The 14,893-nt window shown below is 41.4% G+C and carries 8 protein-coding genes; 3 read left to right on the forward strand and 5 right to left on the reverse strand.

Features of this window, described 5'->3' with window-relative positions:
* The first annotated feature begins 623 nt into the window (after window positions 1–623).
* A complete protein-coding gene (locus B0I27_RS10185; RefSeq protein ID WP_106293136.1) occupies window positions 624–1,217 on the forward strand; it encodes a DUF6088 family protein in 594 nt (197 codons plus the stop codon).
* 130 nt (window positions 1,218–1,347) lie between these two features.
* Here the strand turns inward: B0I27_RS10185 and B0I27_RS10190 are convergent, their stop codons facing one another.
* From B0I27_RS10190 to B0I27_RS10200, 3 genes are all read right to left on the reverse strand, one after another.
* Window positions 1,348–2,358, reverse strand: coding sequence for a nucleotidyl transferase AbiEii/AbiGii toxin family protein (locus B0I27_RS10190; RefSeq protein ID WP_106293137.1), 1,011 nt, complete (start codon window positions 2,356–2,358; stop codon window positions 1,348–1,350).
* Complete coding sequence (locus B0I27_RS10195; protein ID WP_106293138.1) at window positions 2,355–2,969, reverse strand: DUF6088 family protein; 615 nt, start codon at window positions 2,967–2,969, stop codon at window positions 2,355–2,357. The genes B0I27_RS10190 and B0I27_RS10195 overlap by 4 nt, the downstream gene beginning before the upstream one ends.
* Before the next feature lie 413 nt (window positions 2,970–3,382).
* On the reverse strand, window positions 3,383–4,612 hold the full coding sequence (locus B0I27_RS10200) for a site-specific integrase (protein ID WP_106293139.1): 1,230 nt from the start codon (window positions 4,610–4,612) through the stop codon (window positions 3,383–3,385).
* Between the two features lie 1,727 nt (window positions 4,613–6,339).
* On the opposite strand from B0I27_RS10200, the gene B0I27_RS10210 reads away from it, so the two are divergent.
* Entirely contained in the window at window positions 6,340–10,389 is a 4,050-nt protein-coding gene (locus tag B0I27_RS10210) for a sacsin N-terminal ATP-binding-like domain-containing protein (RefSeq protein WP_181276743.1), read from the forward strand.
* Window positions 10,390–10,450: 61 nt separating this feature from the next.
* On the forward strand, window positions 10,451–11,521 hold the full coding sequence (locus tag B0I27_RS10215) for a phospholipase D-like domain-containing protein (protein ID WP_106293142.1): 1,071 nt from the start codon (window positions 10,451–10,453) through the stop codon (window positions 11,519–11,521).
* Between the two features lie 185 nt (window positions 11,522–11,706).
* Here B0I27_RS10215 and istB read toward each other — a convergent pair whose 3' ends face one another.
* A complete protein-coding gene (gene istB, locus B0I27_RS10220; protein WP_106293143.1) occupies window positions 11,707–12,444 on the reverse strand; it encodes an IS21-like element helper ATPase IstB in 738 nt (245 codons plus the stop codon).
* An 18-nt stretch (window positions 12,445–12,462) separates the two neighbouring features.
* Window positions 12,463–14,016 carry an IS21 family transposase gene (istA, locus tag B0I27_RS10225; protein WP_106293144.1) on the reverse strand — a complete coding sequence of 518 codons (1,554 nt, stop codon included), beginning with the start codon at window positions 14,014–14,016 and terminating at the stop codon, window positions 12,463–12,465.
* Window positions 14,017–14,893: the final 877 nt, after the last annotated feature.

Consider the following 14,893-nt stretch of genomic DNA (forward strand, 5'->3'; position numbering starts at 1 on the left):
TATGCCGGAAGCTTTTGCCCGCCACAGCAGCCCTTGGCCTAACTTGGTGCTGATGATTAATGAATTTTTCGACGATCGTCTTCTATACTGGTACTCGTTAAATGGTCTTTATAAAATCCGACTTCGGAGGATTTTTGATATAGGCAAGATTAGTTTGTGCCACAAACGTACATCTTGCTGAAGCCGGAAATCCAGGCTTCTACCCGGAGGGCGAGATGCGTTTGTCCGACAAACGTACATCTTGCTGACCATTCAAAAGAGATGGTCTAAATCAATCATCTCATTCTTTGAGAAGCGAAGGTCTCACGTTTATTTCACCCGTCAAGAGCTTTCACGGCATAAATTCCCCTTCCTTCGTCAGTCCGATTTATTCCATGTTCTCTTGACAGGTTCATGCACTTAGGAGAAGAGCGGCTTAACAAAGGAATGGAATGGGTGTATGAGTTTTTTGAACAGGTATGTACTATATCTCTTGGGCAGCAGTTCGTACGATTATAATTATATCAACATCAACCAGTTTATCATCTTACTATGAGATAGATATACCATAAATTTGCATGAATTTTAAATAAAAATATTTACATGTTGTAAAATATTAGCACTATTTTTGTGTTAAGGAAAGTATGAACAGGCTTGAGGAATTAAAAAAGCAACTTAAAAGAGGCCGGGTGTATCGGAGGTATGATTTAGTCAAATGGTCTAAATCTGTTGATCGGCACCTTGATGCTTTGGTTGAGGAAGATACACTTCAAAAACTTTCTCAAGGCCTATACTATTATCCGAAACTAAGTGCCTTTGGTAAAACTCCACCGGAGGAAGATGTTTTGATACGAAGCTTTCTTAAAGACGATAGATTTTTGCTTACTTCAGCAAGTTCTTATAACAGTTTAGGGGTTGGTACGCAGTTATATAACGAAAGGACGGTATACAATCATAAAAGGCACGGTGAATTTAAACTAGGGAACAGAAAGTTCTCATTCCGGATGAAGCCACACTTTCCGAGTAAAGTAACCAAAGAATTTTTGTTGGTTGATCTGGTTAATAACCTTGAAACCCTTGCCGAAGATCCAACAGAAGTATTAAAAAAAATAGCTTTAAAGGTTCGTACTATGGACACCAAAAAGTTAAAACGTTATGTGTCTCAGTACGGAAATGCAAAGGCAAAAAAGATATTAACTCCATTATTGGAGTTCCCAGCTAAACAAGACGTCTCTTAGCATCTTCATGACCGAAAAAAGATTTCCCTAAGCTATTGAGAATACAGCGCTTGGAACTCTTGATAGTTCATGCACTCGGAAGGAGAGCATCTTAACAGGATGGGATGATGAATGAGTTTTATAGCATGCGCTATCTTGAATACGACAGCTTATTGATGCGTTTTTGTAAAACATGCAACCTATGCATCAACTCGCTAAAAGAAAGCGATTCACCATAAAACATACTTTCACGCATGGCTTTATAATCATTTTCCCAATCTTTTAACGTTTCCCCTGACGGCAGAAAACGGATAGTAGCAGGTTGGTGCCCGCTATAATCTAAACCCCGCAATGCGTTGAATTTCTCCCGATGAGCAATAATACTGTGATACAACTCTTTATCGCTGAGAGCTTGTTCTGCATAGTCGGTACGCATTATGCGTTCAATATCATATAAATGACGAGACATCCTCTCGCTTCTAACTTTTTCTTCTGCTTTGCTGAACTCCTCATGTAACAAGAAAATCTTTTCCAAAAAGGTGCGCGGTGGTGTCACGGTCAAAATGCTAAACGGTGAACCTGCGACCTCGTTGTTTTTTAACGTCTGTCCAATCAATGAGCCAACTTCTCGTTGTTCGGAAGGTTCTCGTAATGAGCGGGCTCCAATTTCAATTAGTACAGCCTCACGTAAATATGGATCTTTATCGAGAACTGAGGCATAGTTCAACACGAGCACCTGAGGATCACGGTCATGTTCAGTTGTTTCTTTGACCGTTAATGAAAATAGTTCAGTTGGTATCCCAATAGCAAGAAACTGCTCTTCAAGATTTTTGCGAAATTCTCCCGATATAAAGGCGCAGGAATCACGGCGTAACGTTTTAATCTTTGTCTTACTCAAATCTCCGGGGTATCCGAGTACTGCACGATCCAGCACCAAATCTATATCTTCTGAAAAACGATCTATCAAGCCCCACGACTTGCTGAGCGATGTGCCACCTTTAAACACCATGGCATCTGACCAAGGTGTCTGGAATATCGCTTTTAATGCCAGTGTCACCCACCAGTCCTTTTCTATGGCGCCTGCTGGTAAGCCACTGCGGCTACTGGTTAAACCTAATAATTCTCGTTGACGTTCCGCTGTATTTTGTAGCCAAGCGATCATAACTTGATGTTTTTTTTAGCCTCCTTTAAAATATCTGCAATCCATGCGGGTGCGAGTTTTGCGTCATGTTCAAGGTTCTTTTCAGTCTCACTCTGCAAGATCTGAAGAATCCTCGTTCGAAGTTCGCCGCCCATTTTTGATTTGCCGATTTCCTGGGAAGCCTGGATTACCAAACTGCTGATAGGGCCTTGTACCGCTAATTTTTTTGGAGTAGTAGGTTTGAAGGTAATACTTTGTTTGCCAATACGAATTTTTCGTGGAGCACCATCTGTGAAGTAAACCAAATTCATTGGAACCTGCGTCGATAAACCGAGCTTTTGAAGCGCAGCCGCGCCGGTTGGTATAATACGAGCATGGTCACGTTTGGCGATATACTCTGCGATTTCTTCTGTAGATGGATATAAATTTCCAAATACCGGATCTTTTTTGGGATATAAATAAATTCCCTGTGCAATTCTTTCTATTATCTTCTCTTTTTCTAACCGGGATAGGGCCGTATTAATCGCCAACACACTTCCAATATCATAAAAATCGGATGGAGAAAATAGCAATCCGCGCTTATGCTTTACTATCTTATTATACACCTGACTATGAACTGATTGTGAAGGCATTTTCTATTCTAAATCTGTAATAAATTTATTAGATATTTATTACAAAAATAAACAATTATATTATATAAATGATATATGTATTACCCCGGGGGGGGGAACCTATACCACGGGCTACCCTTAAGGGTAGCCCGTGCTTGGGATGGATTTTCACTCTCTTAGTACGTTTGATATCAACGAAGTTGATATCAAACGTACTAACTCGCCTTACGGATGCCTTTATCTTCAACGTAGTTGAAGATAAAGGCATCCGTGTCTATTATATAAACATAGCTTCGCTAATAAAAGCGGTTCGACTTTTTTAAGGAATGGCCAGATTTTCTTTAAAGATGAGCTAATATAGGAAAATACTTTTGACTTTAATGATAGTACAGTTGAGCTTGTTTTATTAAGATTTCGCTAACTAATCATCGTCTTTAAACTACCTCCTTTAGCTTCTTCCTCAAAGCCGCCATATCTTCACTTATCTTCTTCTCCAACACCTTAGCATATATTTGAGTCGTTGCAATCTTAGTATGCGCCAGCATCTTACTCACTGTCTCAATTGGAACTCCGTTAGACAGCGTAACCGTGGTAGCAAACGTATGTCTCGCTAAATGAAAAGTGATATTCTTCTTAATACCACAGACCTCGGCAATCTCTTTCAGATAAGCATTTACCTTCTGATTAGAAACTACCGGAAAAATGGTATTAGTTAGTAAGGCTCTTTGATTGTCTTTATATTTCTTCAGGATTTCTACCGCTTTAGGTAACAGTGGGGTATTAACCGGAATATCCGTCTTCTGTCTGCAAGTTCTCACCCACATTTCTCCGTCAGCAGCTTCTACGATATTATCGTGCTTCAGATTGATCACATCCACATAAGTAAGGCCGGTATAGCAGCAGAAAACAAAGAGATCGCGAATCATATCAATCCGGTCGATATCAAAAACTTTGTTCTCCATGGTCTTTAGTTCTTTTTCAGAAAGATGCTCCCGGTTGACTTTCTGAATTTTGAGCTTGTAGTTAGCAAACGGGTTCTTAGAAATCCATTCAAGCTGGATAGCGAGGTGAACCATCTTCTTAACGCGAATAATATGCTTCATTACTCCATTATTGTTTAAGGGCTTCTGGTGGTCTACAGGCTTATGATTACGAAGGAACGTTTCAAAGTCGTAGATGAACTTGTAATCGAGTTCGTGAAGATACAGGTCTGCTGATTTGAACTGCTTTTGAATAAACTTTACGAGATAGCGCTGAGTAACATAGTAATGCTTAAGTGTACTCCATTTGAGCGTACTGGCGGCCGTTTCGTTATGGTATTCAAACAAGCTGCTTAACGTGTGGACTTCTTTGGCTGTTCCCAGGAATGCATCCTTGATGGCTTCAGCGCTAATCATCTTTCCTTTAAGATTTAGCTGTTGGTAGCAGGTTCCGATTGCCATCCTAACTTCCTGCAAATAATTGTTGATGCTTTTAAATTCTTCCCGGTTTCCTTTTAATGCTCCTTTGGCATTATCCCAGCTCTTTACCTCCACTAATTGTTTTAAGGCGATATAGCTACGCAACCTGCTAACCGTTACGCAAGCGTAAACTGGTACTTTCCCCTCTCTTACCTTATCAGTTCTGATAGTGAAGTGAATTCCGAATGACTGTGATGATCTCATAAAATTTGTTTTTTAGTTTTAAATTCATTCAATACATCCTATTTCTTGCCTTTATTTCAGGTAACACAGAGGTAACACAAACAGCCTGAAAACAAGGCGATTTTAGTCAACTTTTTTGGTCGTAATCAACTAACAAGCAGAGACTTACAGCACTTTGTATTACCTCAAAGGTAAAAACAAAAAACAGGTAGTCGATTGGTAACGAGCAGATTGATTCTCTTTGAACTTACTTGAATTGAAATTTTACAAAAAACCCCGTAAATGGATGTATTTACAGGGTTTTTCGATTTGTTACACTTGTTTGTACCTGTTTGGAAGGTACTTCGTGCGCCCACCTGGGCTCGAACCAGGGACCAAAAGATTATGAGTCCTTTGGATAGCTCCTTTTGCTTCGAGAAAAATCGCGCTTTCCAGCTTACAGAGGCCAATTTACGGCTTTTTCTTGGGAAGGTCAAAAATCGCTTTGTCGATTTTATGACGTTTTAACTCACAATCTGGTCTGCCTACGAGAAGGACTTGCAGACTTTGGCGATTTCCTTTCAAAAATCCTGCAATTAGATGTTTTCTTATAAGCGCATTAAGAAAGCTATCTCTCTATTTGCATTTAACAAATGAAACACGTCAACTCACAAGCTTGTTTCTCCTAAATTAATCTCCTACGTAACATGGTATGGAGTAATAACTTGCTAATCGCCCGCATGCTATTGGAGCAGATCATACATTAATGTAATAACATTTTTAAAGTATTCAACCTACTTCGCTAAAAAATAGGTATAATACTTAAAAATTAGCATTGAAGATTACAAACTAAGGTCCAAATGGATAAGTCTATTGCAAGGCAATTAACTAGGGGCCAGCAGTTTTGCATGTGGAAGCCGGAGTTTTCTGAGGTAAAAACATAATCGGGTTTTCTTCTCAAATATGATTACTTCTCGTAACCAGGAGTTAAATCATAATTTGGAAATTTACAAGAGCTCGCTTGCTATGAATTTATCCTTTTGCGATAGTCAACTCAGTAAAATATCTGGGCAATACAAAATTCAGTGAGAGGTTGCTGAACAGGAATATCAGATTCCGGTTCTATTTTAACCCGTTAGTAACTCTCTTATTTTTAGACGGCTAACAGGTGATTCCAACATGTCGTAAAACATTTGTAAAACATTTTTTCTAAAATTTTTTTTCGCAAGCTAGCTGGTATGATAAGTAGATCATCACCAGTCAAAAAATACGTCTTCTACTAATTCACCTTCATCATTTTCTTTTTCAATGCTGAAAGAAAATTCCAAGGCCTGTGAGCAATACAAGTGGACGTTTAAAACGCGCCTAGTGTGCAGATTCGTTAATTCATTTACTAATTTTTGTACGCTAGATGCTTTTCAGTATCGATTATCAAGGAACTTTTGGTTAATCTAACTTACGAATCTGCACACTAGCATACTCATCCAATGAAAGCACGGCACGATCACCAGCGACCCTATATTTAGATCATCCTCGGCCCACTTGGTTGTTATCAACCTAGATAGTGCATTTATGTTCGCAGGGCCCGTACCTAGTTCAAATGAGGGTTGTTGTTGCATAACGTAAATATGACCAAAAAATTTGTATCCCGTAAGGCGAATTGCGGATCCTTAAAGGAAGTTTCTAACGGCAACCTGTAAAAGTTGATACCCTTATTTACAATATTATATATCTTTATGACCGGCCCAAAGCCTCGATACCTTATTAATATGCTTGAAAATACGATCGAAACGCCTGCTATGCTACGCGCAGCCGTGGGCGAGGTTTTTGACGAACATCGCGACCGCAGCGAAGAATCCTTAGAGTCCGCACGGAAAGTCCAAGCGCTATTCGCAGCCTCGTACAAATCGCGTTTCTTTTTAGAATTACTACAAAATGCACGCGATGCCATTATTGCAGGCAGGGTAAAAAATGGGAGTATAAAAGCATGGTTGGAAAACGATTGTCTTTATTTTGCCAATAACGGTATTCCTTTTGACCGCAAGGGGGTACGCAGTCTTTGTTTTCCAGCTATATCAACCAAGGATTCAAGGGACTTCATCGGCCATAAAGGGATCGGTTTCAGTGCCGTGCTTGAAATAACGGATTCGCCGGAGGTGATCACAAACTACGGAACGATCGTCTTCAATACAGCTGCCGCTGCAATAGAGTTGGGTAACAAGCATTTACCGTCCGAATTGCCGCTTTTCCAGTACCCGATGTACCGGGAGGAAAACATAACGGCTGCATACCCCGTACTTGCAACACAGGGCTTTACCACGATCTTTCGGTTCCCATTAAAGGATGCCTTCAAAGGAAAGACAAGCCTAGTTGCGGCTAACCTGCTTGCGCCAGAAGACCTCGTATTTTTAAAAGCTATTCAGTTTCTACAGATCGGCGATTCCGATTTAACCTTGAATGATGAGCATAACCCGGTTACAGTTTCGACTGGCGGCTCAAAAAGAAACTTTAAGTCTTACGATACAATTCTCGAATTACCCCCGGCAGATATTGCACGGTTTTCACCCGAAGAGTTAGAATCTTTCGGGGATGCGACCAGCGCTGAATGCCGCTATTTGCTAGAAATCGGCGAAGACGGGAAATTTAAACCTACCCCGAGAGCTCGCTTGCACCTTTTTTACGGGATGGATTTCGGCACAGGCCTTTCATTTAGTATACACAGCCTATTTGCCGTCACCCTCGACCGTAAGCGACTGGCGACCGACAGCTATTTAAACCAAACGCTATTCAAGCAAATCGCGGCTTTTTACTCGGGGACGTTCCTTGAAAAGATCAAAGCGGAGTTCGCAAGGCAAGAATTAGAGATCTTGGCCTTTACGCGTGAAAGCAACAACCAATTGGATAAGTTCTATGATCATTTGCGGGCTGGATTGCGTACGTCGTCTTTTATATACCATGAACCCAGCAATGCCTATAAAAGTCCATCCGAGATCTACTTAGTATCCCAAGCAGAATACGAAGTTTTCCGTGATGGGTTCTTGGGGGAAAAGTGTTTATTTAAAGCGCCAAGCGAGAGGATCAAATCGTGGTTGCAAAAGGAATGCGGCGTGGTTGACCTGCCTGATTCTTCTATCAAGCATCATATCGAGGCGAAGTGCCTACAATTCGTTGATGACCCGGCGTTTTTTACCAGTTTATACGAGCTATTAAATAGCCGGAAACTAACGGTCACCGATAAGCAGGTATTACTCACGCAAAATAATACCCTAGTTAAGTCGAACGAAACAGAAATCTACTACCAAAGGCGTTCTAATTTAAAGTCGCCGGCGATACTAGACGCGTCGGTATCTTTTTTAAATAACGAGATCAAGATAGACAGGATCAGGGAAGAGGCACGGAAATACCTTGGGGTGCGGGAATTCAACGAGCAGAACTTGATCAATACCGCGATCAAGGTTTTAAAGGTGCAGAATCCTATTATAGCTGAAGATCAAAAGATCATCGTGGAATTGCTCTATTTCCTAAAGCAATTTGAAAGCATCGATGATACGGCTTGCCAATCGATAACAGAATCTATTCACTTACCAACCCAGAATAGAAAAACGGAGAATTTGTCTTGGCGGTCGCCACTCTATTCACCGGTTTACTTTGACGACTTTCTTTATGGTTCTTTTTACAACCAAGATTTCGATGCAATTGATTGGACCGCGCTTGGTATCACCAATGATGTAGAAAGCTGGCGATCATTTTTAGCCCGCTTAGGCGTTTGGACCATCCCGGCTATTTATATAGTAGAAGGAGAAACTACTTTCGAGGATAATGATAGCCACACGATCATTACGAACGACAGGGCCTTACATCAACCATATTACTTATCAGCAGAGTTTGCAATAGCGTGGTGCAATGCTTGGCCGACCTACCGGCTTTTTATAATTACCAATAGATATAACGCAAAAATGGCTGTCGATGGGCAGTCCTATGACGACAAGAAAAAGACCCGGTCTTCGGCTGCCTACCGGCTATTGCAACAATTAGCTTGGATCCCCGCAAAGCAAGCTGGTCAACCGGAGACCCTTCACCGCGCAAAGGAAGTTATTTACCTTACCCAAGATGAAAAGATCAAAACCGCCAACCAAGTTATAAGTGCTTATTACCCCGTGGGCGAACTGGATAACGTATTGCATGCACAATTTATAGAAGATTTTGATCTAAAACACCTTAATATAAAATCTGCGCAAAACTTTTACAACTTACTGGACCATGTTGCGGCGACGGATCTAAACAGCATTAGCGACCTGCGTAACTATGAGAAATGCTATCACCGGTTCTTAGCATACCTGTCCGATTTTTACAATGCCCACCGCCAGCATGTTTCTTTGCCCGAATTGAAAAAGAGGAAATATCTTTGCCGAAGCCTTATTGATCAAAGCTATGATTGGGAATTAGGCGAAAATTGCATTCATATCGATGAAAAGGCATTACTTGATAAACTCTCGGCAAATGGGTTACTTCGATATATTGATAACCCGTTCTCATTTACTAAGAGGGACAAAAACGAATGGGGTAAACATGCGAAGGATATTGGGCGGCCGATAAGTTCAATTTTCGCGCTTAGCCTAGGCAGTACGGGCAACGTTCAAAGTTTAATTTCAACGGTCAAAAATCTTGAGCTCGTCATCGCGTTTGTCGAAGCCGACCTCGACAACAATTTTACGGATGTTGATATCCAGTATTTTAAAACCGCCGAATTATACATTCACCAGCAATTACTAGTCAATTATCATTACGTCGCAGGCGATAAAACGATAGAATTAAGGCAGTTGTTTTACACTACCGGGGATAAAGATAAAGCAAGGCTTAACATCGAAACTAATGTGCAATACCGTTCACGCCAATTGAGCGAAGCGCTTTTGGATTATTTTGAACATTATACAGGTAGGGAACTTAAACGGTTAAATTTAGTATTTGAACAACTTTTAGACCCGGTAAGAAAAGGCGAAAGTAAAAGAAGATACGCGGCTGATCTTGATATTGATCTTGTAAGGGTGGAGCAAATTCAAAATTTACTCACCGAAGATTATTATGTTGACAAACCTCGTGATGAAGGAGGCACCATAATTGTTGTTCCGGTCCCAACTAACCCCAACCTTCACCCAGCATTTAAACCTGTAAGTAAAGTTGTGCATCAAGAGGTCGAGCAGATCGAACTGGAAACAGAGTTCACTTTAGCAGAGTCGCTGGAGTACCTTGACCAATTCACATCTTTACCAAGCGAATTGTTCACCCCAGCAGTGGATACAGCCACTTCACCAGTCTTTACAGCCCCCGTGACCCGTAGACCGGCTACAAACCATACGATGCCTATTCCAAGAGCGGAGCTATCAGAGGATGCACGTAAGGATATTGGTTTAATGGCTGAGTATTATGTGTACAAAAAGCTTATTGAAGCTGAACCCAGCTTATTGGAACTATTAGGCCTGGATGCCAGCGTGGCGAAATCGGTCTGTTGGTTCAATCTCCCGAGAATAGCCGACCAGTCCATCGATGACCAAAGTGTTGGCATCGGGCATGACCTTTATTTAGACTCGCATGACCTCGCTATAGAGGTAAAAGGTATGGTCGACAACACACCATATGTCCACATTACAGGTCCAGAATTTGATAGTATGCGACGTCGTGGTGATAAATACTTTTTGATCATTATTAAGAAAGTGATCAAAGGAGATCAGATAAAAACATTGGTCATACGAGATCCTTATAGAGAAATCGTTGATCGTAACCTGAAATTTATTGAAGCTAAGGTTAGCGGAACGGTGTAGACAACACCTTTTTATCGAAAATGGGCTTCCTGCTTCATCAATTATTTCAGTAACTAATTTCATGGAACAAAAAATTGTTATTAAGGCTCATTTTGAAAATATTGAACCAGTGGTGGTCAAATTGATCAGCGAGGCCAAAATATCTGTATTGATAGTTATGGCGTGGCTAACGAGTAACGTTATTAAACGTGCTTTATACCGGGCCAAGCTTCGGAACTCACTGTTGCAAGTAGAACTGGTGGTTGATGATAACGAGATCAATGACCAGTATTTTTTAGACGTTGCTAACGATTTCCAAGCCATAGGGATATTGATCAAAAAGAAGATCGATGGGCGCTTTTTACACCGCAAGTTTATGATCATAGACGAGGATCTGACCTTGCTCGGGTCTTACAATTATAGCGGCAAGGCCAAAAGAAACGCGGAAAATGTGGCGTTGATTAGGGATGATAGATTTAACTCTATTCACAAACGTGTTTTCTGGGCCATCACCGAGGAGACCTACGTTGATGAAAACGTCCAATTATTATTTGATCACCCGGAGTTTGCCCAGCGTTTACTTTGTACCTACTATCCATTTACTCGTGAGCAATATAAATTGTACAAAGACCGCATTATAAATGGCTATTGCTTTACCCACGAAAATGGGCTTTATGATGAAATAAAATATGATCCAGGCTTCATATTCAACCAAAGGTGTTGGATGGATCGTAAACTAATAGCAGGTGAATTCAAGTTACCGATCAATAAAGAACTTATCAAAAATTGGATAGGAAGCCGTAATGAAAACCTTCTGATCGATGGTTACCGCGACGACCCTGAATATTGGGACGAACTTGGTGAACAAATAGAGCGGAATTGGGATGCCGTAGATATTTTTTTTCGAACGCTGTTCGACACCACGTGGACGTATGATGTTCTCAAATCCATGATCAATAACCAAGTGGATATTATCATCGAGGATAGGTTATGGCCAGATAATTTTGCTCTCTTTCTAAACCAAAAGCTGGTGAACAAACTTTTTGCATCCTTTCCTAAAATAGAAAATGATTACTCCAATCATGAAATGCAATTGGCAATTAATAGACTCGGAAAAAAGCTCAAAAAGAATAAAAAACAATCTCCTCTTTAACATTTGATATTAAAGCAATCAGTTCTATTTTCCTTTTCTATCTTTTGTTAAAGGGGCTATTTAGGTTGCTCAAAATCGAAATCCATAAGTTCTTTCGGGTGTGGGTATTTCGGAGGGATAGTGCCAGTTATTTCGGTCAAACCGTGCCACTTTAAAGATCGTACAATTATATAAAAAAGGCGGTACTATTCTTGTTTCAATATTCCTTTTCTCAGGGACTCCCCTTTGAGGTCTATACGGTGGGATGAGTTAACTATACGATCAAGGATTGCATCGGCAATAGTGCCTTCACCACCGATAATTTCGTACCATGCGGAAACGGGTATCTGGGAGGATATCATGGTTGACTTTTTTCCGTGGCGATCGTCGATGATATCCATCAGCGTTTCCCTGTCTTGATTGTCGAAAGCCTGCAGGCCAAAGTCATCAAGAATAAGCAGTTCCATTTTCGTCAACTTTTCCAGTTCTTTGAGGTAAGTTCCATCCACTTTGCTCAATTTTAGTTTCTTAAAGAGCCTGGCTGTAATCGTATACAGTGTTTTTATGCCCGATAGACAGGCCTGGTGTCCCAGTGCTTGACAGAGGTAACTTTTACCTGTGCCGGAAGCGCCGCAGATAATGATATTTTCTTTTCGGGATACAAAATCAAGTGTACCAAGCCGGGCGAACATATTTCTGTCCAGATTCCTCTCTGCTGAGTAGTTGATGTCAGCGAGGTTGGCATTCTGTCTGAAGGAGGCTTGTTTCAATAGGCGCTCAGTCTTATTGTTTTCCCGATCCTCCCATTGATGATCGGTCAGCAGGGCCAGATATTCATCGCATGTCATTCCCTCAAGCCTGTTTTGCTCCACGTGCTGAAGATGTAACCTGGCCATGGCACCCAGGCGCATACTCCGTAATTTGTCAATTGTCTGATTGTTCATTGTTCTGTCTTTTTGTTGTTATTGGTATGCGGAGGCTCCGCGTATATTACTATGAAAAGGGATATGGGGCTGTGCCTGCTCCGGCTGTCCGTCAGCCAGGGGCACTTTGTCCATATTATTTTTAAGGATATTTTTTATGCAGCTGTACGAGCAGGCATCCGTATCCAGAGCTCTTTTGCAGGCATCGTTGAGCCTCTGAGAGCCATAGGCCCGGTATAGCTGGATCACACCCAAGGCTCGCTTGTAGCCAATCTCAGGGTAATCCTGCGATGTCACTATCTTTTCTACACACTTTAGTACATGCTCCCCGTGTAAGGCTGCTTTTTTACTGAAGAACTCCGGGCTCCAATCAGAGTAAAACCGATGCGTGCTACTCAGGTGATCTTTGTTGGTGTTATAGCTTCCTCTGGTCAGGTTACGCTGGTGCAAGGCAATCCTTTCTTGGTTATAGAATACTTCGATCCGGCTTTGGGTGTAATGGATCGAGGTCTCCTTTCCAATATACCGGTGGGGAACGCTATAGTAGCTGTTGTCGGGCGAGAAGTAAACATATCCCATTTTCTGGACTTTAGCTCTTTTATAGTCCTTTAACTCATATGACTGAGCTGGTAACTCTTTGAGATACTGCCTTTCAATACTCTGGAAGAGTTCGATGCGGCTGGATTCCTTTCGCTTGAACAGAAGATTGTTATAACTCTTCAGCAGTATGCTGATCTCTTTGTTGAGATCTTCCAGCGAGAAGAAGGTCATCTCGCGCAATGGATAATAGATTCGTTGATAGACCAGGTGCACAGCATTCTCGACCAAAGCTTTGTCCTGAGGCGAGTACCCACGCGTAGGATTGATCACACAGTTATAGTGACGGGCAAAGTCTTTGAAGCTCCGATTGATATCCGCCTCATACTTGCTGGCACGATTGACCGCTGACCGTAGGTTGTCTGATATGATGGCCTTGGGTGCTCCGCCATAGAAACGCAGGGTCTCTGTACAGCACGAAATCAGGTCACTCCTTTTTTGGCTCATACATGCCCGTACGTAGGTGTACTGACTGCAGGGGAGAATGGCAACGAATACTTCTACGGCAATAAGCTCCCCGGTTCCCTTATTGATTATATGTAGCTTCTTTCCCGCAAAGTCGACAAACATCTCCTCACCGGCCAGGTGATCAAGTTTCATGGAGCCCTTCTCCTTAGGGTATTTACGACGGTAATGCTCAAGGAATTGGGTGTAACTGTATGGTTCCTGGGCCTGCTCTACGTATTGCTGGTAGTGGTGCAAAAAAGTGAACCCAGGATGATTCCGCGCTTGGTTGACCCCTTCGAAATATAGCATAAGCTCGTTATGCCGTTCTGTGTCAACAGTAGTATGGGAGGAAAACAACTCAGATAAGTCAGCATTCTCAAAGACTAAGAGTTCTTCCAATGAAATTCCGCTTGCTGCAAACAGCTGCATATAGGTGTTAACCGTATTCCGGGAGATCCCTAGTATTGAGCCTATCCTGCGGTTGCTGGTACCATCAAGATGTAATGTAATTATTTGTTTCAAGTCCATCGGATCAAGTATGTTGGCCATGTCGCTGTATATGTAAAGCGGCAAGGTAGTTTCCTTGATCTATAAAGTGGCACAAAACGAACCGTAATCGTTACGCTCAATAGCTTTCCGTTAGTAGATTCCCGTCCGATAGTGGCACCATTTGAACCATAATGGAAATGGTCACATCAAACTAAGTTGGCACCATTTGAACCGAAAGAACTGGCATTATCTGACCGAATTGGCTGGCACCTTTCGAACCGTAATATCCACCAGTTTCTGAGAATACTCAGGGGAATTAACAAATTGAAGTGTCTTCAATACAATTTGAGGATCTGATGTGTCGGCATCGAATCTGTCTTTTAGGTCATTTAAAAAGTAAGTTCTGGGTCCGGCATGTCACTCCCAAGTGTAACAAAATTAAGATAGTCCACAGTATATAAAAATTAATAGTCTCAATAGAAGGAGTAGATACTACGCTATTACAGATTGACAATTGGTTGACACCGATATTACTTGCTTACTTAAGACCAGGAATTCTGAAATTGCGAAGTAGTGAATTCTTAAGCAATAATTGGAATTATAATTTGAAAATGAAAGAAGATTATGAATTTTAGAAATATTTGTCTAATACATTAGTCATTTTGTGACGTCCTCCAGGTAGCAAGACCATTTAAAACAAAGTTTCCGGCCAGACAAGCTTGATGAATGGGTCGAGAGTTCGGGCATCTCCCAGGTATGTCAGTCAGACTTGTCAACCCCAAGCAGATCAAGCACCTTGCTAGAATAATGATGGCAGGCAACAAGACGGATGATGTTGATGTCAGACTGATAGTTTATAATATTCCTATTTACAAAAACTGAACTTTTCGGCGATGATCGCCGAAAAGTATCATACATACAAACTAATTGTATTGTT

It is taken from the genome of Arcticibacter pallidicorallinus, from assembly GCF_003002875.1.
GTDB lineage: Bacteria > Bacteroidota > Bacteroidia > Sphingobacteriales > Sphingobacteriaceae > Arcticibacter > Arcticibacter pallidicorallinus.